Genomic DNA, 19,992 nt, shown 5'->3' on the forward strand with positions numbered 1-19,992 from the left:
TATCCAAAGAAGCCAACTCTCAAATTTTCAAATCCACAAAATATATGCTACTTTAGCATTCCATAAATTTTCTATAAAATGATTAGCGAAGCACAATTCAATAACGAGTTACAAATACTAATACAAAACGCCATTAGGGAGGATGTGGGCCCTGGAGATTATAGCTCTTTGGCTTGTATTCCGGCATCGGCCACAGGAAAAGCAAAATTATTGGTAAAAGAAGACGGTATTATTGCAGGCGTGGCTTTTGCCAAAATGATTTTTGAGTATGTAGACCCTAATTTACAAATAGAGACTTTTATTAAGGACGGAACTTCAGTAAAAAAGGGAGATGTTATTTTTCATGTTTCGGGAAGTTCACAATCTATTTTAAAATCAGAACGTGTAGTTTTGAATTCAATGCAAAGAATGTCAGCTATAGCAACTAAAACCAAAGAATACGTTCGTTTAGTAGCAGGTCTAAATACAAAAATTCTCGATACCCGCAAAACAACACCGGGATTCAGGGCCTGTGAGAAATGGGCAGTCAAAATTGGTGGCGGTGAAAACCACCGTTATGCTTTGTACGATATGATAATGCTCAAGGACAATCATAATGATTTTGCAGGCGGAATTACCTTGGCCATTGCCAAAACCAAAGCCTACCTCAAGGAAAATAATCTGGATCTTAAAATCATTGTCGAAGCCAGAAATTTAGCTGAAATAAAAGAAATTCTCGAAAGTGAAGGAATATACCGAATTTTGATTGATAATTTTAATTATGAGGATACGATAAAAGCAGTAGCTTTGATTGGGGATAAATGCCGGACTGAATCTTCCGGAAATATAAATGAAAATACCATTCGCAAGTATGCAGAATGTGGAGTAGATTATATTTCGTCAGGTTCCTTGACGCATTCCGTTTACAACATGGATTTGAGTTTAAAAGCAATATGAGTAAAGAGATAGAGGTTAAGCTCGAAAAAATCCCGATAATTCGCAATCTGGTTCATGTGCTAAAAAAGATCAAGCTTCCTTGGCTAGAAGGCTTGTCCTTATACGATTTGTTAGAACTTTACGGACTTGGGATTGTGGAGAGTGCGGTAACCTATCATGCCAGTGCAATTGCATTTAGTTTTTTCATGGCCTTATTTCCTTTTGCGCTGTTCATCTTAAATCTTATTCCTTACATACCTATTGAAGGTTTTCAGAATGATTTTCTTCAATTTGTAAAGGATGGAGTTCCGCCCAATACCTATGATGCTATTTATAAAATCATCAATGATATTCTTAATAACAGCCACTCAGGATTAGTTTCCTATGGGTTTTTGCTCTCCATTTTATTAATGGCAAATGGATTAAATGGAATTCTGGGAGGTTTTGAATCTTCCAGACACGTCCTGATCAAACGAGGGTTTATCCGTCAGTATTTAGTCGCATTAGGAATGTCATTATTGCTGTCTTTACTTTTAATTGTAACGGTTGCAATAATTGTTGTTTTTGAGGTATTTATACAGAAAACTGTATTTAGCGATCAGCTGCAACTAATTATTTTAGGACGCTATGCATTCGTGATTTTGATGATTTTAGCTACTACTTCTATACTTTTTAAGTTTGGAACTAAGTATTATAAAAACAGAGCTTTTATCTCTATTGGCTCTGTATTTACAACAATATTGATTCTGCTGGATTCATACGGTTTTGGAATTTGGGTCACAAAATTTTCACAATACAATGAATTATATGGCTCAATAGGAACATTATTGGTTTTGATGTTTTATATTTGGATCAACTGCATGATATTACTGTTGGGTTTTGAATTGAATGCCACAGTAAATAAACTGAAAGCAAAAAAAATATAATTTTTAAACCAAAATAGTCTCAAAATCAAGGGTTATTTCCTGCTATTCGTTTCTTGCCATGACAGGATTTTCAAGGCTATCAGGGCTCTAAAAAGAAAAAGATGAAAAATACAATTACAATTCTGGTATTATTTATTTCGATGGCCTTTTATGGACAAACGCATAGCGTTATCGGAAAATGGAAAACCATTGATGACGAAACAGGCAAAGCCAAATCAATAGTCGAAATCTACGAACGTTCCGGTAAAATTTACGGAAAAATCGTTGACATATTAGATACCGAAAAGAAAAAAAGTGTATGTACAGCATGTTCCGGTGATGAAAAAAATAAGCCTATTATGGGGCTTGTGATTATCAAAGGCCTTACTAAAGATGGTAAAGAATACAATTCAGGAAAAATTTTGGATCCAACTACGGGGAAGCTCTACAAATGTTCTTTGGTTTTGAATGGTACTGATAAACTGAACGTTCGAGGATATATTGGTGTGGCCTTATTTGGAAGAACACAAACTTGGAACAGAGTAAAATAAGTGTGAAATTAGGAGTTATGGGTTCAAAGTAAAAATTCAACACATCACTCAAATTGATAACTCATAATTGATTATAAATGTATTTTGCAGAAGTAATTTTACCTCTTTCCTTAGCTAAAACATTCACGTATAGCGTTTCCGAAACGGAGTTTTTATACATCAAAAAAGGAATGCGGGTAGCTGTTCCTTTTGGGAAAAGTAAAATTTTTACGGCTTTAGTTATTGAAACTCATCAAAACAAACCAGAGTTGTATGATGCGAAGGAAATCCATCAAATTCTGGATGAAAAGCCCATCGTAACTGAAATCCAGATTGCACATTGGCAGTGGATCGCTTCCTATTATATGTGTGCCATTGGAGATGTGTATCGTGGTGCCATGCCAAGTGCTCTTTTGCTGGAAAGCGAAACCTTGATTTCTCAAAAAACGAATTTATTTGTGGATACCAATCTTCTTTCGGATGATGAGTTCCTAGTTTACGAAGCTTTGCAACAGCAGAATTCGCTAAAAATTCAAGATATTATTGCTATTTTAAACAAGAAAAATATCTTTCCTGTTATTCAAAAACTAGTTGATAAGAACATCTTGGTGCTTCAGGAAGAAATACAGGAAAGCTACAAACCTAAATTAGTTCGCTACGTGCGGCTGCACCCTAAATACGAATCCAATCAAGGCTTAAGCGAATTACTTGAGACGCTGAAAAATGCCAACAAACAAAAGGAAATTGTAATGCACTATTTTCAATTGAGCGCAACGCAAAAGTCCCAAGGCGAGGCCGAAAGGAACGGAGCTAAACCCATTACCGTAAAAAAATTAGTTGAGCAAGCTAATTCTTCTTCGGCAATTGTTAAAGCTTTAATCGAGAAAGAAATATTCGAAGATTATTTTTTGCAGGAAGACAGAGTACATTTCAACGGAAAAATTCGTGATGAAGAATTACAGTTGAGTCAGGCGCAACAAGCTGCTTTCGAAGAAATTAAAGATCGTTTTATTCTAAAAGAAGTCTGTTTATTACACGGAGTAACATCCAGTGGAAAAACGGAAATTTACATCAAACTCATCGAAGAATATTTGGCAACGGGAAAACAAATCCTGTATTTACTGCCTGAAATTGCCTTGACGACTCAATTAGTAGGTCGATTAAGAAGTTATTTTGGAAATAAAGTAGCGGTTTTTCATTCGAAATATAACAATAATGAACGGATTGAGGTGTGGAATCAAGTTTTGCAAAATTCTGAGAAAGCGCAAGTGGTAATTGGAGCGAGGTCCGCTTTGTTTTTGCCTTTTCATAATTTAGGGTTCATAATTGTAGATGAAGAACACGAGCAAACCTTCAAGCAGGCAGATCCGGCTCCGCGGTATCACGCCCGGGATGCGGCTATAGTTTTAGCACATTCGCACAAGGCAAAAGTGCTTTTGGGTTCGGCTACGCCAAGTATAGAAACGTATTTTAATGCCAAATCAGATAAATTTGGTCTGGTCGAAATTTCGGAACGTTTCGGGAATGTCAGGATGCCCAATATTGAATTGGTGGATTTGAAAGACAAATACTTTCGAAAAAAAATGACAGGACATTTTAGTGACGTTTTAATTGAAGAAATTACAAATGCGTTGTCTTTAGGAGAGCAAGTGATTTTGTTTCAAAACCGCAGAGGATATTCTCCTGTAATTGAATGTATCACTTGCGGTCATGTACCTCAATGCCAACAGTGCGACGTAAGTTTGACTTATCACAAGCATAAAAACCAGTTGCGTTGTCATTATTGTGGATACACCATGGCTAAACCTACACATTGTCACGAATGTTCTAGTGTTGATTTGACTACAAAAGGCTTTGGAACCGAACAAATTGAACAAGAATTACTGTCTATTTTTCCAAATTCAAAAATAGGGAGAATGGATCAGGATACGACCCGAGGAAAATTTGGTTTCGAAAAAATCATTGATAGTTTTAAGAACAGAGAAATGGACATATTAGTAGGAACCCAAATGCTGGCCAAAGGGTTGGATTTTGACAACGTGAGTTTAGTAGGAATAATGAATGCGGATAATATGTTATATCATCCTGATTTTAGAGCTTTTGAGAGAAGTTTTCAGATGATGACTCAAGTTGCCGGTAGAGCAGGACGTTCTCAAAAACAAGGGAAAGTGATCATACAAACCTACAATCCCAATCACAATACAATACAACAAGTGACTAAGAACGATTATTTTGGAATGTATAACGAACAATTGTATGACCGACAAATTTATAAATATCCACCGTATTTCAGGCTTATAAAACTAACGCTAAAACAACGTGATTTTGATAAGTTAAAGGAAGGTGCTATGTGGCTGTATCAAGTGATAAGTCAAAACTTAAATATGCCAGTATTGGGTCCGGAAGAACCAGCTATCAGCAGGATTAGAAACGAATACATTCGTATGATTATTATCAAAATACCTCAAAATGTGTCTATTGGGAACACAAAAAAAACGATTCAGAAAATGCTAAATAGTTTTGAGGCTGTTGCTCAGTTCAGAGCTATAAAAGTAACTTCAAATGTAGATTTTTATTGATAAATGGAAATTAAGAAAAGGAAAGGGCTCGTACTAAATCTTCTTTTTTGTGTCGGCTTAAAGGAATTTTTGTCATCCCAATTTCGGCATATTTGCTATTGAAGCGCTCTACTTTATCGATATTAATAATATAGGACTTATGAACTCTGATAAATTTATCTTTTGACAGATCATTTTCAAAAGATTTCATTGTAGAGAGTACTAGATTAGTGTCCTCTTCAGTAACGACTCTGACATAATCTCCAAAGGCTTCAATCCATTTTATTTTAGAAGTGAAAATTTTCAATTTTTTCAAATTACTTTTAATGAAAATATGCTCGCCTTCATTTTCTTTATTTTCTTTTTTAAGTAAATGAAAATCAATAGCTCTTTTTACAGAGGCGTTAAATCGATCAATTGCGATTGGTTTTTGAAGGTAGTCTGTTGCGTCATAATCAAACGCTTTCATGGCGTATTCTGCCTTGGAAGTAATGAAAATAATTTGGGGTTTTACTTTTAAGCCATCTAGAAAATCAAAACCACTGATGACAGGCATTTCTATGTCTAGAAATATTAAGTCTACATTGTGAATAGCCATGCAACTTTTTGCTTCTATAGCGTTAGAAAAATCCCCTATTAGGTGTAAATTTTGATTATTATTAACTAACTTTGCAATAATTATCCTCTGGATAGAACTATCATCAACTACAACACAGTTTAGTTTCATAAAATTTCAGTATTAGATATGGTTAAGTAAATTTACTACTTTTTTATTTAGAAATAAAAATAATATCATCGATTTTTTTAAATTTAGAGCAAAAAAACGAAATAAGGTTTGTGAGATAAGAAATATTGATTACTTTTGCACCCAAATAACAAATAAATATATATTTATGAATCATTATGAAACTGTTTTCATTTTAAATCCCGTTTTATCTGAAGTTCAGGTAAAGGAAACAGTAAGCAAATTTGAAGATTTTCTTACTAGTAGAGGAGCAGAAATGGTGTCGAAAGAAGACTGGGGCCTTAAAAAAATGGCGTACGAAATTCAAAACAAAAAAAGTGGTTTTTACCATTTATTCGAATTCAAAGTAGCAGGAGAAGTCCTTATTGCTTTTGAAACTGAATTTAGACGTGATGAAAGAGTAATGCGTTTCTTGACTGTAAGTCTTGACAAACACGCTATTTCTTGGGCTGAAAGAAGAAGAACTAAATTAAAATCTACAAAAGCTTAATTATCATGGCTACACTACAACAATCGGCTTCAGGAAAAAAAGACGGAGATATCAGATATCTTACGCCTTTAAATATAGAAACAAACAAAACTAAAAAGTATTGTCGTTTCAAAAAATCAGGTATCAAATATATTGATTATAAAGATGCTGATTTCTTATTGAAATTTGTTAATGAGCAAGGAAAAATACTTCCTCGTCGTTTAACAGGAACTTCATTGAAGTACCAAAGAAAAGTGTCTGTTGCTGTAAAAAGAGCACGTCACTTAGCATTAATGCCATATGTGGCTGATTTACTAAAATAATAAAAAATTAACAGTTGTTGGTTTTCTGAAATACGAAACCTAACTTCTATATAAAAGGACAACAACATGGAACTTATTTTAAGACAAGACGTTCAAAATTTAGGATTTAAAGATGATATCGTTTCTGTAAAAAACGGATACGGACGTAATTTTCTAATTCCACAAGGACACGCTCATTTAGCAACATCTTCTGCAAAGAAAGTATTAGCTGAAAACCTAAAACAAAGAGCTCATAAAGAAGCTAAAGTAGTTAATGATGCAAAAACATTGGCTGAAGCATTGAAAGCTATCGAAATTAAAATCTTTGCAAAAGCAGGTGGTGAAAAATTATTCGGTTCAATCACGAATATTGATATCGCTGAAGCTTTAGCTAAAGGTGGACAACAAATTGATAGAAAATTCATCACAAGCGGAATTGTTAAACGTACTGGTAAATATACTGCCAACGTTCGTTTGCACAGAGATGTAATAGTTGAATTGGATTATGAAATTGTTGCTGAAAAAGCATAAATTTGTTAACATATTGTTAATAAATTATTAAAATCACTCTTAGGAGTGATTTTTTTTTTGTTTATTTTTGCACCCAAAATAACACATTTACACAAATGAAAAAAATCATTACTTTATTATTAATTTTATGTAGTTTCAGTGCTGTCATTGGGCAAACTACAACTTCTAGCATCAAAGGGATTGTGCGAGGTTCAGGCAATGAGACGCTTCCTGGAGCGACGGTTCAGGCAATACATATTCCAACAGGTTCTAAGTATTCTGCGTTATCTAATGCGGATGGAAGAATCAGTATGTTGAATATGAGAATTGGTGGTCCTTACAAAATTGTCGTATCCTATGTAGGATATAGAAGTGAAGAATATAATGATGTTTACCTTGATTTAGGTAAAGTATTCAGTTTAGATGTTGTCTTGAAAGATGAAAGTCAGAAATTAGCGGAAGTAAAAGTAGTTGGTTCTAAAAATAGAGTTTTTCAAAGTGGAAGAACTGGTGCAGAAACCACTATCGGTAGAAGAGAATTATCAGCGCTGCCTTCAATTTCTAGATCAGCTGATGATTTTACCCGTTTAGAACCAACAGCAAGTGGAGGTTCTTTTGGAGGTAGAAACGATCAATACAATAGTTACTCGCTTAATGGTGCCATTTTTAACAATCCTTTTGGTTTAGATGCAGCAACTCCGGGTGGACAAACTGGCTCTCAGCCTATTTCATTGGATGCAATCGAACAAATTCAAGTTGCCACTGCTCCTTATGATGTTACATTATCTGGTTTTACTGGAGCTTCTGTAAATGCAGTCACTAAATCAGGGTCAAATGAATTCCATGGTACTGCCTATAGTTTTTATAGAAATCAGGATATGACAGGTAATAAAATTAAAGGAGAAAAAATATTTGTGCCCTCATTAGAGCAAACACAAACCGGTTTTAGTCTTGGTGGTCCAATTGTTAAAAACAAATTGTTTTTCTTTACCAATTTTGAAATTGATAAAAGAAGCGATTCAGGATCAAATTTTGTTGCTAATGATGGAAATGGAACTACTGGAGTGAATGAATCCAGAGTATTAGAAACTGATTTAATGCATGTATCTACTGAGTTAGGAAAGCTAGGTTATAATACGGGAGCTTATCAAGGATTTACACATAATTCTAATTCAAGTAAAGGAATTGTAAAGTTGGATTGGAATATTAATGACAACCATAAACTAGCTGTTATTTATAATTTTTTAGATGCTTCAAAAGATAAGCCTGCACATCCTACCGCTATTATTCGTAGAGGAATTGATGTAAATACGTTACAATTTGAAAATTCAGGGTACCAAATTAACAACCAAATTAGCTCTTTTTTAGTAGAATTAAATTCTAAATTTAGTGAGACGGTTTCTAATAAATTACAAGCAGGTTATACTCATTTTAATGATTTTAGAAATCCTTTTTCTACTCCTGCGCCTGTAATTACAATTACTAAAGATGGTTCGCCTTACATTATAGCAGGTCATGAGCCTTTCTCTATCAATAATAAATTAGATCAAAAAGTAATTCAAATTACTGATAATTTAAATATTGTCAGAGGAAATCATACCTATACAGTAGGCTTCTCATTCGAAAAGTTCATTTTCAAAAATTCATTTAACCTAAAAGGGTATGGTTTTGATGTTTTTGGAAGTACAAATATGGCAGGTTTTGATGCGAATATTGCAAATGGTTATTACAGCACTGCAATAAAAAACGCACAAACAACTTTTGATACAAAAAATGCATTGAAAGACGGTGTTGATGGGGGTTGGAATTTAGCTGAAACGACAGTAGGACAATTAGCTTTTTACGTTCAGGATGAATGGAATATCAGTGATAATTTCAAATTAATCTATGGATTAAGAGCTGATAAACCATTGTATTTCAATACATCTGAATTAGCTCAAAAATTTATTGACACAGATAATTCAGAAGGATATTTGCCAAATATTGATTATTACAACCCAGCTGATGGAAGTGTAAAGAATTTTGATTCAACTAAATTACCTAATAATAATTTACTTTGGTCGCCAAGAGTTGGCTTCAATTGGGATATTAATGGAGATAAAAAACAACAGTTACGCGGAGGTACTGGAATCTTTACCGGTAAGCTTCCTTTTGTATGGATTGGAAATCAAGTAGGTGGTATAGACCCATTTTTCTATCAAGTAGTAGACGAAGATTTTAAATTTCCACAGGTTTGGAGAACGAGTTTAGGATTTGATCACAAATTCGAAAATGATTATATTGTAACCATAGACATGTCTTATAATAAAGATTTAAATGGGGTTCATATACAAAATTGGGGATTAAAAAGACCAACAAGTCAATTGACAGGTGTTGATAATAGAGCAATATACGGTAGTGCGGATTATGGTACTTGGACAGATTATGGTTTTCCGGCGAGAACTAATGGATATGTATTGACGAATACCAATAAAGGAAGTGCATTCAACTCTTCTGTCAAAGTACAAAAGACTTTTGACAATGGATTGTTCGCAAGTTTAGCTTACAACTATTTGAAGTCACAGGATGTTAATTCTATTGAAGCAGAAATTACGGGTGATGCTTTTGCTTTTAATCCGGCTTTGGGGAATGTGAATGATGCGGTTTTATCTGATTCTAAGTATGGCGATACGCACCGTTTTATAGGCGTAGCTTCAAAAAAATGGAAGTACGGTACTAATGACAAATGGGCCACTACTGTATCGACTTTCTTTGAATACGCACAAGGAGGCCGTTTTAATTATACGTATGGTGGAGATATTAACAATGATGGGGCAACTGGAAATGATTTAATTTATATACCAACTTCAGCCGAAATAAGTACTATGCTATTTACAGGAGGAGTTAGTCAAGGTGCCGCATTTGATGCCTTTATCAAGCAGGATAACTATTTGAGTGATAGAAGAGGTCAGTACGCAGCGCGTTATGGTGCGCTGTCTCCATGGAGAGGAAAATGGGATTTTAAAATAATGCAAGATTATAATTTTAAAATTTCTTCAGCTTCTAATAAAACGAATACCATTCAATTTAGTATTGATGTACTGAACTTGGGTAATTTGATTAATTCGGATTGGGGATTGGTTCAAGTACCAACAAGTGTACAGCCAATTGGAGTATCTGTTGATAAAACTACAAAAATACCAACCTATACTTTTAACGGTACTCAAACCAAAACCTTCAACTATGATGCAAGTTTATTATCAAGATGGCAGGCACAGTTTGGAATTAGATATATTTTCTAAAAAAAGATAAAAATATAGATTAAATTTGCCCTCTCGTTTGAGAGGGCTTTTTTTGTTTTATAAATTCAAAAAACAGCTAAAAAACAAAAGTTAAATATTAAAACGCAATAATGAAATACTCAAGATTAACAAAAGAACAATTTGAGGAATTGAATCAGGAATTCAGTACTTTTTTAGCAACGCAGACTATCGATAAAGCCGAGTGGGATAAAATAAAAGCAGAAAAACCGGAAGTTGCCGAACAAGAATTAGATGTGTTTTCTGATTTGGTTTGGGAAGGAGTACTTTCAAAAGCAACCTACTTAGAACATTTTTCTAAAAATCATATTTTCCTTTTTCATTGTTTTGATACTCATGTGCAATCAATTGTCTTGAAATCTTTAGTTCCAGAAACTGATTTCTTGACCAAACAAGGATTGCAATGGCTTAGCGATAATATGTTTACGGATACTATTGAAATGAAAGTGGGTAAAAAAGAGTTTACAGAAGAACGAAATTCTTCAATTTTTGAATTAATACAGCAAGGTTCGTTTTTGAGTGATGGTCTATTGTACCAACAAATAAATACTATTATAGCATCGTAATTGTATTGCTATTTATTTTTAATTGGTTATTTTAGTACACTTTTTCAAAACTAAAATGGCCAATTTATTTTCTATGGATATTCAGAATACAATTCAAAAATTAAGGGAGGAATTAAATCAGCACAACTATAATTATTATGTGTTAGATAATGCAATAATTTCTGATTATGACTTTGATTTGAAATTAAAAAAACTACAAGAACTTGAAGGCCAGTATCCGGAATATTTTGATGAGAATTCACCTTCGCAACGAGTTGGGGGAACAATAACAAAAAACTTCCAAACCGTTCCGCATGAATATAGAATGTATTCTTTGGATAATTCCTATTCCAAAGAAGAATTAATCGATTGGGAAAAACGTGTTCAGAAGGTTTTAGGAGATGTTCCATTAGAATATACCTGTGAATTAAAATATGATGGAGCTTCTATCAGTATTACTTATGAAAACGGAAAATTAAAACGCGCCGTTACTCGTGGCGATGGTTTTCAAGGGGATGATGTGACTAATAATATTAAAACCATAAAATCAATTCCGCTTAAGTTGAAAGGAAATTTCCCTGCTACATTTGACGTTCGCGGTGAAATCATTTTGCCTTTTGCCGGTTTCGAAAAAATGAATCAGGAACTAATAGAAATTGGAGAAACTCCCTATTCAAATCCTCGAAATACGGCTTCAGGAAGTCTAAAATTGCAAGATAGTGCTGAAGTGGCAAAACGACCTTTGGATTGTTTGTTGTATTTTTTAATTGGCAATAATTTGCCTTTTAAATCGCAATTTGAAGGATTAGAAACGGCAAGAAATTGGGGTTTTAAAGCACCCAAAGAAGCAAAACTGGCTCATAATCTAGAAGAAGTTTTTGAATTCATTAATCATTGGGACACTCATAGACATACTCTTCCTTATGAAACGGATGGCGTAGTAGTTAAAATAAATTCTTTTCATTATCAAGAGGAACTGGGTTTTACTGCTAAATCGCCTCGTTGGGCCATCGCTTATAAATTCAAATCAGAACAAGTTTCAACAAAATTAAATTCTATTTCGTATCAGGTAGGACGCACTGGTTCTATAACTCCCGTGGCTAACCTTGAACCCGTTCAATTAGCTGGAACCATTGTAAAAAGGGCTTCTTTACACAATGCAGATCAAATAGAAAAGCTAGATATTCGTGAAGGAGATACTGTTTTTGTAGAAAAAGGAGGAGAGATTATTCCCAAAATTATAGCAGTCGATTTAACAAAACGATCCGATGTCTCGGAGCCTACAAAATACATTAGCCATTGCCCGGAATGCAATACAAAATTAGTGAGAAGTGAAGGTGAAGCCAATCATTATTGTCCAAATTTTTATGGTTGCCCACCGCAGATCATTGGAAGAATTCAGCATTTTATTTCTAGAAAAGCCATGGATATTGAAGGTCTTGGCGGAGAAACGATAGCTTTACTTTTTAATAATGGATTAGTGCATAATTATGCCGATTTGTATGAATTGACGGTAGATCAGATTTTACCATTGGAGCGAATGGCACAAAAATCGGCTGAAAATTTAGTGAATGGTGTTGCTAATTCGAAAAATATTCCTTTCGAACGCGTTTTGTTCGCACTTGGAATTCGCTTTGTAGGAGAAACAGTAGCGAAGAAATTGGCTAAACATTATAAAAACATTGATACCTTGGGTCAGGCGACTTTGATGGATTTGATTTTAGTGGATGAAATTGGAGACCGAATTGCACAAAGCGTAATTGATTTTTTCGAAAATCAAGAAAATAGAAGTATCATTGAGAGAATAAAAAAACATGGTGTACAATTTGAAATTTTTGAAAAAATAAATCCAAATGCCACGGATAAACTTTCAGGAAAGACTTTTGTAGTTTCAGGAGTTTTTGAGAAATTTTCCAGAGACGATTTGAAAAAAGCAATTGAAGATAATGGAGGCAAAATAGGGAATTCTATTTCAGCAAAAACGGATTATGTTGTAGCTGGAGACAATATGGGGCCTGCTAAATTAGATAAAGCCAATAAACTAAATGTCCCAATAATTTCAGAAGATGATTTTATCAATTTAATTCATAGTTCTACTGCAGAGACTGATTAAAAATATATTTTTTTGCCAGAATATTAATTGTCTGTTTTTTGATGTATTGTTTGAAATTCTTGTAAAGGTGTTTTTACATAGTAATGTTCTATGTTATTAAACAATTGGTCTTATTTATAGCACGCTAATCTGTTTTTATAAATTTGGAATTAATGCCCAAAGTTTAAATCCGGACTTAAAAATAAACAATGAATAGAATAACGGTTGGTTTTGTTCAAAAAATAATTGGTATAAAATGGTTTAATTTCATAGAAAAAATCGATTACAGTTACACTATGATCGATTTTCCTTCAAAAGCTTTTGCTTTATTGTTATCCAAATAAAAATCAATTCTTCCCAGATTAATTCCGTAGCAACCTACCTGATTTACTAAAACTTCTTTGCCTACAAGATTTTTTATAACCGTTGGTTTGTCCAGAAAAGTATGGGTATGTCCACCAATAATCAAATCTATATCCTGAGTCAGCTCGGCCAATTTTAAATCAGATATTTTGGCAGGTTCGTCTCTGTATTTATACCCTAAATGAGACAAACAAATTATGATATCACATTGCTGTTCTTTCTTTAAAATCCGAACCATATCTTGAGCCGTTTCAATCGGATCATTGTACACCGTTTCCTTATACATTGCCTTGTCTACTAAGCCAGCAAGCTCTATCCCGAGTCCAAAAACACCTACTTTTATTCCGTTTTTGTTGAATATTTTATAGGGTTTTACAAAACCATCCATCACCGTGTTTTTAAAATCATAATTGGCAGATAGGAACTCAAATTTAGCGTGTGGCATTTGCGCATGCAAACCTTCTACACCATTGTCAAAATCATGATTCCCTATTGCAGAAGCGTCGTACTCCATCATGCTCATCAATTTGAATTCTAATTCACCTCCGTAATAATTAAAATAAGGGGTTCCCTGAAAAATATCGCCTGCATCCAGCAATAATACATTTGGATTTTCTTTCCGAATCGTTTCAATCAAAGCGGCTCTTCGGGCCACACCACCCATATTAGCATTTCTGGGATGATCTGCTGGGAAAGGATCAATATAACTGTGCACATCATTGGTGTGTAAAATTGTTAGTTGTTTGGTTTTAGACCACTCAAAACTGCTCAAGGATACACCTAAACCTAATAAAGCTGATCCAGCAGCTGTTTTCTCAATAAATTCTCTTCTTTTCATTTTATATTTTTTTGGAGCTATTTCCCGCTTTTCGTTGCAATCTTTTTTATCGTTAAAAAACGATAAAAAAGGATTTTCACTTTAATCGGGGCTATGCTTTATGTTTTCAAAATTACTTTGGATTGTTTATTACCCTTTTTTATTCAACCGTAATCCGAACATCATTTATCACAGGAATAGTATCCACTTCTTTAAAATAATCAATCAGTATATTTCGTAGTTTGTACTCTAAATCAAATTTTTGAACTCCTTTTTTAAAGAAATTCATATTGTCACCACCATTTGATAAATAATCATTGGTTCCTACATAATAAATAGTTTCTTGCTGAACAGGGTTTCCTTGAACCAATATATTTTTTGGAAGATTGTTTTTGTCAATAGTAAAGGTTAATCCAGCTAATGGATGCGGTTTTTTTTCAGCAATAAGATAGGAAACGATTTCAAGGATTTGTTCTCCTTTTAGCGCAATAACGACCAGACTGTTTTCAAAAGGCATAATTTCAAAAGCCGTTCGGGCGGTGACATTCCCTTTTGGAAGTATAGAGCGAATCCCTCCGCTATTCAGCAAACAAATGTCGATATTCTTTTTTTCTCTAGCTTGAAACACAACATTACCTCGTTTTAACGTGACATCGGCCATCAGATTACCAATTGTAGTTTGCCATTTTCCAGAACTCTTGTCTAATGTTTCCGGACAATACGCAAGGACACTATCTAAATCTTTATTGATGTGTTCCCGATACGGTTTGATGAAATTTTCAATTTGCAGGGCTTGTTTTCCTATGGGGTCTGTAGTAGAGACTTGATTTTCTTTTTCAGTGACAGGAATTCGTTTTCCTTCAATTTTAGTAACATAGTAATTTTGTTTGCTGCACGAAGCAACAAATAAAAATGTTAAGAATATAACAAAAAGTTTAGAAACGTCGTTATACTTTTTTAGATTTACCATTTTAAATGCAACTTAATTAATTAATTTTGTAATCAAGTAAAAGTACTATGTTTTTAAATTATATAAAGAATTTTTTTGTAAAAAAAACATTAAAAAACAGCTTTCAGAATTTAAAAAGTAATGGATCTGTGGCTGGTGTGCAAACAATTGGTTTAGTCGTTGATACTACTGGTTTTGCTGAGACTGAATTGCTGGTAAAGGAAATTTTATCCTATGGAATTTTGCCTGAAAATATCAAAATTATTGTTTATAACGATAAATTAAAACGAATTAGCGAAAAAAAATATCCTATATTTAGTGCTCGAGATCTCAATTGGAAAGGACAAATTGCATCCACGGAGGTTAATGCTTTTAGCAATGAAAAATTCGATTTATTAATAAGCTATTACGATATAGAAAAAGCAATTTTATTGCAAGTTACCCATAATTCAAAAGCACAATTCAAGGTTGGTTTTTCATCCATAGACCAAAGATTAAATCATTTCATGATTAAAACAGAGGTTAATAGTTACCGTATTTTTTCAAGTGAGTTATTCAAATATTTAAAATTATTAAACAAAATATAAAATAATATGCAATTATTAATAGGAACAGGTGTTGCTCTTGTAACTCCTTTTAAACAAGATTTTTCAATAGATACTGAAGCTTTAAAAAGAATTGTACATTTTTCTATCGATGGAGGAATTGAATATTTGGTAGTATTGGGTACCACTGCAGAAAATGCAACTTTGTCTCCAGAGGAAAAAGAATTGGTCATCCGTACTGTAATCGAAGCTAATAATGGCACTTTGCCCTTAGTGCTTGGAGTAGGAGGTAATAATACCTTAAAAGTTGTTGAAGAGTTAAAAACAAGAGATTTAACTGCGTTTACGGCAATACTTTCCGTTTCTCCGTACTATAACAAACCTACTCAGGAAGGGATTTACCAGCATTTCAAGGCTGTTGCTGAAGCCTCTCCCATTCCAGTGATTTTATATAATGTTCCGGGAAGAACGGCAAGTAATATGTTGCCTTCGACTGTTTTGCGTTTGGCAAATGATTTCGAAAATATCGTAGCCATAAAGGAAGCAGCAGGAGATCTTGTTCAGGCAATGCAATTATTGAAAAACAAACCAAAAGATTTTCTTGTAATTTCTGGTGATGATATGATAGCTTTACCAATGGTTTTAGCAGGTGGAGCAGGTGTGATATCAGTTATTGGTCAAGGTTTCCCTAAAGAATTTTCTGAAATGATTCGATTGGGCTTAAACAGAAAGTCAGATGAAGCGTTCAAAACACAGTATCTTTTATCAGATTGTATTGACATGATTTTTGAGCAGGGAAATCCAGCAGGAATTAAACAAGTCTTTCTATCACTAGGGATTTCTGAAAATACAGTGCGTTTGCCACTGGTAAAAGTAGATGATTCACTAGCAAATAGAATTGATCAGTTTGTAAAAAAAATGAATAAATAAGGATGAAAAAGTAGCATTTTTTTAAACAAAAAATATATTTTGAAGTCGCTAAATTAATAACTAAATTTGCCACCGAAACTTCGGTATGATTTGCTAGGTTGTTTCAGCCAAAGGAATCATGAAAAAAGTAAAAAAATGAAATCAAAGATTCACGAAATCTAAAAAACAATATTAAATGTTGAGTAAAAAAATAATATCTCTATTGCTTCTTGTAGTTTTTTTTAGTTCTTGTAACGAATACCAAAGAGCACTAAAAACCGAAGATGTAGCTGTCAAGTTTGAAATGGCGACTAAATTATACGATACAGGAAAATTTTCTAAAGCAATTCGTATTTTTGAGCAGATTGGCCCAGCATACAGAGGAAAGCCTCAAGCAGAAAAATTGTTTTATATGTTTGCGCAATCCTATTACAAGACAAAGCAATATTATTTAGCAGGATATCAATTTGAAAGCTTTGTTTCAGGATATCCTAAAAGCGAAAAAATACAAGAAGCAGCTTATTTAGGGGCAAAAAGTTACTCGATGCTTTCTCCTTCTTATAGTCTAGATCAAACGGACACGAACAAAGCATTGGATAAATTACAACTGTTTATTGATAGTTATCCAAACTCAGAATATCTGGCTGATGCCAATGCTTCCGTTAAAATGCTTAGCGAGAAAATACAAAAAAAAGTCTTTGAAAATGCTAAAGGATACCATACGATTTCTGATTTTAAATCAGCGATAATTGCTTTAGATAATTTTGTTGCAGATTATCCAGGAACACCACTAAAAGAGGACGCATTGTTTTTTAAATTAGATTCAGCTTACCAACTGGCAATAAATAGTGTTCCTGCAAAAATGGAAGAACGTTTGAATGTTGCAAAAACAGCGCAAGCAAATTTGATAAAATTTAATGCTGAAACGAAATATATAAAAGTAGCGAACCAAATGTTAGCTCAAATAGAAAAAGATTTACAAAAATTTACTAAATAAATAAAGTCATGGATTTAAAAAAGACGAATGCTCCAGTAAATACAATAACATATAATAAAACTGTTATTGAAGAACCTACTGGTAATGTGTATGAAGCAATAACCATTATGGCTAAAAGAGCAAACCAAATCAATTCAGAAATTAAAAAAGAATTGACAGAGAAATTAGAAGAGTTTGCAACATATAATGATAGTCTTGAAGAAGTTTTTGAAAACAAAGAACAAATTGAGGTTTCAAAATTTTACGAAAAACTGCCTAAACCACACGCTTTAGCAGTTCAAGAATGGTTAGATGGTAAAATTTACCACAGAGACTCTAATAAATAATAAATGCTATGTCAGTTTTAAACGGTAAGAAAATTTTACTAGGAATTTCTGGTGGAATTGCAGCCTATAAAACCGCTTCATTAGTACGACTTTTCATAAAAGCAGGTGCACATGTCCAAGTGATAATGACACCTGCTTCTAAGGATTTTGTAACCTCTCTTACATTATCTACGTTATCCAAAAATCCGGTTTATTCTAGTTTTTATAACCAAGACAATGAAGATGAAAAATGGAACAATCATGTTGAATTGGCACTTTGGGCTGATTTGATGATTATTGCGCCAGCTACAGCAAATACATTGTCTAAAATGACAAATGGTATTTGTGATAATCTATTGATTGCAGCCTATTTATCCGCAAAATGTCCCGTGTATTTTGCTCCTGCAATGGATTTAGATATGTACAAACATCCTTCAACTATTGCTAATTTTTCCTCTTTGACACAATTTGGTAATACAATAATTCCTGCCGAAACAGGCGAATTGGCAAGTGGATTGTCCGGAGAAGGTAGAATGGCGGAACCAGAGAATATCGTGGCTTTTATTGAGGCGGATTTAAACAATAAATTACCTCTTAAAGGAAAAAAAATATTAATTACTGCGGGTCCTACTTATGAAGCAATCGATCCCGTGCGTTTTATAGGAAATCATTCTTCGGGTAAAATGGGTTTTGATATAGCAATTAGCGCTGCTAATCTAGGTGCTTCAGTAATTTTAGTAAGTGGACCAACACATTTTACAGTTTCAAATTCCTTGATTGAAGTTATTAATGTAGTCTCTGCCGAAGAGATGTATCTAGCCTGCCACCAGAGGTACGCTGATGTAGATGTCGCCATTGCAGCAGCAGCAGTTGCGGATTATAAGCCCAAGAATGTAGCTAAACAAAAAATTAAAAAGGCAGCTGATAATTTTGTAATTGAACTCGAGAAAACCAAGGATATTTTAGCTTCTTTGGGAACGCTGAAGAAAAATCAGTTTCTGATTGGTTTTGCTTTAGAAACAGAAAATGAAATCGAAAATGCAAAGCTGAAAATTCAGAAAAAAAACTTAGATTTGATCGTTTTGAATTCCCTTCAAGATCAGGGTGCCGGTTTTGGAAAACCAACGAATAAAGTTACTTTTATAGACCAGTTTTTTAATCTTGAACCAATGGAATTAAAATCGAAAGAGGCTGTTGCGGATGATATACTAAATAAAGTAATAGCGCATTTTGAAAAACTAAGGTAGTGCATGACAATCTATAAGTAAATAACGGTTGTGATTTATAGTGATAGATAAAAAAACAGAAATCTACAGATGAATAAAATATTTACTTTTGTGCTGCTTTTTATTTTTGGAGGTGTCCAAGCACAACAATTGAATTGTACTGTAACGGTTGATGCACAGCGATTGAGTGTTACCAATCAACAAGTTTTTAAAACCTTGCAAACCTCGATCAGTGAGTTTGTAAACAAAACAGATTGGACTGGTCAAACAGTGAAGCAAAATGAAAAAATTAATTGCTCAATTTATATTACTGTTTCTGCTAATAATTCCGATCAATTTATAGCCACCATCCAGGTACAATCATCCCGTCCGGTTTTTAATTCATCGTACACTTCACCAGTTTTAAATTATAACGACAAAGATTTTAGTTTTCGGTATACTGAGTTTGAAAATTTAATTTTTAACCCTACCAGTTTTGATTCTAATTTAGTTTCGGTTCTTTCTTTTTACAGTTATGTCATTTTAGGAATGGATGCGGATACTTTTGTGATGGAATCCGGAAATCCTTATTTTGAAACTGCTCAGAATATTTTAAATGTAGCACAGCAAGGAGGATCAAAAGGATGGAGTCAGGCCGATGGAAATCAAAACCGTTATTTTTTGATAAATGATATTTTATCCCCGGCATTCAAACAAGTTCGACAAACGATGTTTGAGTACCATTCCGGATTAGATTTGATGAATCAGGATTTAAAAGAGGCTAAAGAAAAAATAAAAGGATCTTTAATTGATTTAGCTAAGTTAAATGCTTCAAGACCTAATGCGTTTTTAACCCGTGTCTTTTTTGATGCTAAATCAGATGAAATTGTAGCTGTATTTTCAGGTGGTCCTAGTATCACAATTTCAGATTTAGTTGATAATCTAAATAAAATTTCTCCTTTGAATTCTAGCAAATGGGCACTGATACACTATTAATTAGCGGCCAGATTTTAATTTAATCGCCGGTTCCAA

The 19,992-nt window shown here is 33.6% G+C and carries 19 protein-coding genes; 16 read left to right on the forward strand and 3 right to left on the reverse strand.

The genetic code is table 11. The features are described 5' to 3' along the window. Positions 1–78 precede the first annotated feature (78 nt). The 4 genes from nadC (at position 79) to priA (ending at position 4,929) form a co-directional block, all read left to right on the forward strand. On the forward strand, positions 79–936 hold the full coding sequence (nadC, locus tag EKL97_RS06120; RefSeq protein ID WP_126568463.1) for a carboxylating nicotinate-nucleotide diphosphorylase: 858 nt from the start codon (positions 79–81) through the stop codon (positions 934–936). Next, the gene (locus EKL97_RS06125; protein WP_126462949.1) at positions 933–1,841 is read left to right on the forward strand and encodes a YihY/virulence factor BrkB family protein; all 909 of its coding nucleotides are present in this window, start codon (positions 933–935) and stop codon (positions 1,839–1,841) included. The genes nadC and EKL97_RS06125 overlap by 4 nt, the downstream gene beginning before the upstream one ends. A 101-nt stretch (positions 1,842–1,942) precedes the next feature. Further along, positions 1,943–2,371 carry a DUF2147 domain-containing protein gene (locus EKL97_RS06130; protein ID WP_126553617.1) on the forward strand — a complete coding sequence of 143 codons (429 nt, stop codon included), beginning with the start codon at positions 1,943–1,945 and terminating at the stop codon, positions 2,369–2,371. A gap of 77 nt (positions 2,372–2,448) precedes the next feature. Continuing rightward, positions 2,449–4,929: a primosomal protein N' gene (priA, locus tag EKL97_RS06135; protein ID WP_126562413.1), complete on the forward strand. Its 2,481-nt coding sequence runs from the start codon at positions 2,449–2,451 to the stop codon at positions 4,927–4,929. A gap of 10 nt (positions 4,930–4,939) precedes the next feature. On the opposite strand, the gene EKL97_RS06140 is transcribed toward priA, so the two are convergent. Continuing rightward, complete coding sequence (locus tag EKL97_RS06140) at positions 4,940–5,635, reverse strand: LytR/AlgR family response regulator transcription factor (protein ID WP_126553621.1); 696 nt, start codon at positions 5,633–5,635, stop codon at positions 4,940–4,942. 166 nt (positions 5,636–5,801) lie between these two features. Between EKL97_RS06140 and rpsF the strand changes: the two genes are divergently transcribed. The 6 genes from rpsF to ligA all read left to right on the forward strand — a co-directional run bounded on the left by rpsF (position 5,802) and on the right by ligA (position 12,891). Beyond that, the gene (gene rpsF, locus EKL97_RS06145) at positions 5,802–6,143 is read left to right on the forward strand and encodes a 30S ribosomal protein S6 (RefSeq protein WP_035671622.1); all 342 of its coding nucleotides are present in this window, start codon (positions 5,802–5,804) and stop codon (positions 6,141–6,143) included. Positions 6,144–6,148: 5 nt separating this feature from the next. Then, positions 6,149–6,445: a 30S ribosomal protein S18 gene (gene rpsR / locus EKL97_RS06150; protein WP_007138295.1), complete on the forward strand. Its 297-nt coding sequence runs from the start codon at positions 6,149–6,151 to the stop codon at positions 6,443–6,445. A 66-nt stretch (positions 6,446–6,511) separates the two neighbouring features. Further along, entirely contained in the window at positions 6,512–6,955 is a 444-nt protein-coding gene (gene rplI / locus EKL97_RS06155) for a 50S ribosomal protein L9 (RefSeq protein WP_126462941.1), read from the forward strand. Positions 6,956–7,050: 95 nt separating this feature from the next. After that, on the forward strand, positions 7,051–10,215 hold the full coding sequence (locus EKL97_RS06160; protein ID WP_126568464.1) for a carboxypeptidase regulatory-like domain-containing protein: 3,165 nt from the start codon (positions 7,051–7,053) through the stop codon (positions 10,213–10,215). A gap of 110 nt (positions 10,216–10,325) precedes the next feature. Then, complete coding sequence (locus tag EKL97_RS06165) at positions 10,326–10,799, forward strand: DUF6495 family protein (RefSeq protein WP_126452452.1); 474 nt, start codon at positions 10,326–10,328, stop codon at positions 10,797–10,799. Positions 10,800–10,872: 73 nt separating this feature from the next. Beyond that, positions 10,873–12,891, forward strand: a complete 2,019-nt coding sequence (gene ligA / locus EKL97_RS06170; protein WP_126568493.1) for an NAD-dependent DNA ligase LigA — start codon at positions 10,873–10,875, stop codon at positions 12,889–12,891. Positions 12,892–13,159: 268 nt separating this feature from the next. On the opposite strand, the gene EKL97_RS06175 is transcribed toward ligA, so the two are convergent. Together EKL97_RS06175 and EKL97_RS06180 are read right to left on the reverse strand one after the other, a co-directional pair. Continuing rightward, on the reverse strand, positions 13,160–14,071 hold the full coding sequence (locus EKL97_RS06175; protein WP_126462937.1) for a bifunctional metallophosphatase/5'-nucleotidase: 912 nt from the start codon (positions 14,069–14,071) through the stop codon (positions 13,160–13,162). 139 nt (positions 14,072–14,210) lie between these two features. Next, positions 14,211–15,020 carry a 5'-nucleotidase C-terminal domain-containing protein gene (locus EKL97_RS06180; protein ID WP_126553629.1) on the reverse strand — a complete coding sequence of 270 codons (810 nt, stop codon included), beginning with the start codon at positions 15,018–15,020 and terminating at the stop codon, positions 14,211–14,213. A 47-nt stretch (positions 15,021–15,067) separates the two neighbouring features. Here EKL97_RS06180 and EKL97_RS06185 point away from each other — a divergent pair, with 47 nt between their 5' ends. The 6 genes from EKL97_RS06185 (at position 15,068) to EKL97_RS06210 (ending at position 19,956) form a co-directional block, all read left to right on the forward strand. Beyond that, entirely contained in the window at positions 15,068–15,586 is a 519-nt protein-coding gene (locus tag EKL97_RS06185; RefSeq protein ID WP_126568465.1) for a DUF6913 domain-containing protein, read from the forward strand. 6 nt (positions 15,587–15,592) lie between these two features. After that, a complete protein-coding gene (gene dapA / locus EKL97_RS06190) occupies positions 15,593–16,474 on the forward strand; it encodes a 4-hydroxy-tetrahydrodipicolinate synthase (protein ID WP_126568466.1) in 882 nt (293 codons plus the stop codon). A 175-nt stretch (positions 16,475–16,649) separates the two neighbouring features. Next, entirely contained in the window at positions 16,650–17,450 is an 801-nt protein-coding gene (locus tag EKL97_RS06195; protein WP_126553631.1) for an outer membrane protein assembly factor BamD, read from the forward strand. Positions 17,451–17,458: 8 nt separating this feature from the next. Further along, positions 17,459–17,776, forward strand: a complete 318-nt coding sequence (locus EKL97_RS06200; RefSeq protein ID WP_026709525.1) for a DNA-directed RNA polymerase subunit omega — start codon at positions 17,459–17,461, stop codon at positions 17,774–17,776. Positions 17,777–17,784: 8 nt separating this feature from the next. Beyond that, complete coding sequence (gene coaBC, locus EKL97_RS06205) at positions 17,785–19,002, forward strand: bifunctional phosphopantothenoylcysteine decarboxylase/phosphopantothenate--cysteine ligase CoaBC (RefSeq protein WP_126564224.1); 1,218 nt, start codon at positions 17,785–17,787, stop codon at positions 19,000–19,002. 69 nt (positions 19,003–19,071) lie between these two features. Further along, the gene (locus tag EKL97_RS06210) at positions 19,072–19,956 is read left to right on the forward strand and encodes a DUF4835 family protein (RefSeq protein ID WP_126562406.1); all 885 of its coding nucleotides are present in this window, start codon (positions 19,072–19,074) and stop codon (positions 19,954–19,956) included. The last annotated feature ends 36 nt before the right edge of the window (positions 19,957–19,992 follow it).

The sequence above is a fragment of the Flavobacterium sp. LS1P28 genome (assembly GCF_003970335.1).
Taxonomy (GTDB): domain Bacteria; phylum Bacteroidota; class Bacteroidia; order Flavobacteriales; family Flavobacteriaceae; genus Flavobacterium.

Bases quoted from the DNA above. Each gene is read 5' to 3' on its own strand.
- nadC (WP_126568463.1), top strand. From the start codon at position 79: ATGATTAGCGAAGCACAATTCAATAACGAGTTACAAATACTAATACAA.
- EKL97_RS06125 (WP_126462949.1), top strand. From the start codon at position 933: ATGAGTAAAGAGATAGAGGTTAAGCTCGAAAAAATCCCGATAATTCGC.
- EKL97_RS06130 (WP_126553617.1), top strand. From the start codon at position 1,943: ATGAAAAATACAATTACAATTCTGGTATTATTTATTTCGATGGCCTTT.
- priA (WP_126562413.1), top strand. From the start codon at position 2,449: ATGTATTTTGCAGAAGTAATTTTACCTCTTTCCTTAGCTAAAACATTC.
- EKL97_RS06140 (WP_126553621.1), bottom strand. From the start codon at position 5,635: ATGAAACTAAACTGTGTTGTAGTTGATGATAGTTCTATCCAGAGGATA.
- rpsF (WP_035671622.1), top strand. From the start codon at position 5,802: ATGAATCATTATGAAACTGTTTTCATTTTAAATCCCGTTTTATCTGAA.
- rpsR (WP_007138295.1), top strand. From the start codon at position 6,149: ATGGCTACACTACAACAATCGGCTTCAGGAAAAAAAGACGGAGATATC.
- rplI (WP_126462941.1), top strand. From the start codon at position 6,512: ATGGAACTTATTTTAAGACAAGACGTTCAAAATTTAGGATTTAAAGAT.
- EKL97_RS06160 (WP_126568464.1), top strand. From the start codon at position 7,051: ATGAAAAAAATCATTACTTTATTATTAATTTTATGTAGTTTCAGTGCT.
- EKL97_RS06165 (WP_126452452.1), top strand. From the start codon at position 10,326: ATGAAATACTCAAGATTAACAAAAGAACAATTTGAGGAATTGAATCAG.
- ligA (WP_126568493.1), top strand. From the start codon at position 10,873: ATGGATATTCAGAATACAATTCAAAAATTAAGGGAGGAATTAAATCAG.
- EKL97_RS06175 (WP_126462937.1), bottom strand. From the start codon at position 14,071: ATGAAAAGAAGAGAATTTATTGAGAAAACAGCTGCTGGATCAGCTTTA.
- EKL97_RS06180 (WP_126553629.1), bottom strand. From the start codon at position 15,020: ATGGTAAATCTAAAAAAGTATAACGACGTTTCTAAACTTTTTGTTATA.
- EKL97_RS06185 (WP_126568465.1), top strand. From the start codon at position 15,068: ATGTTTTTAAATTATATAAAGAATTTTTTTGTAAAAAAAACATTAAAA.
- dapA (WP_126568466.1), top strand. From the start codon at position 15,593: ATGCAATTATTAATAGGAACAGGTGTTGCTCTTGTAACTCCTTTTAAA.
- EKL97_RS06195 (WP_126553631.1), top strand. From the start codon at position 16,650: ATGTTGAGTAAAAAAATAATATCTCTATTGCTTCTTGTAGTTTTTTTT.
- EKL97_RS06200 (WP_026709525.1), top strand. From the start codon at position 17,459: ATGGATTTAAAAAAGACGAATGCTCCAGTAAATACAATAACATATAAT.
- coaBC (WP_126564224.1), top strand. From the start codon at position 17,785: ATGTCAGTTTTAAACGGTAAGAAAATTTTACTAGGAATTTCTGGTGGA.
- EKL97_RS06210 (WP_126562406.1), top strand. From the start codon at position 19,072: ATGAATAAAATATTTACTTTTGTGCTGCTTTTTATTTTTGGAGGTGTC.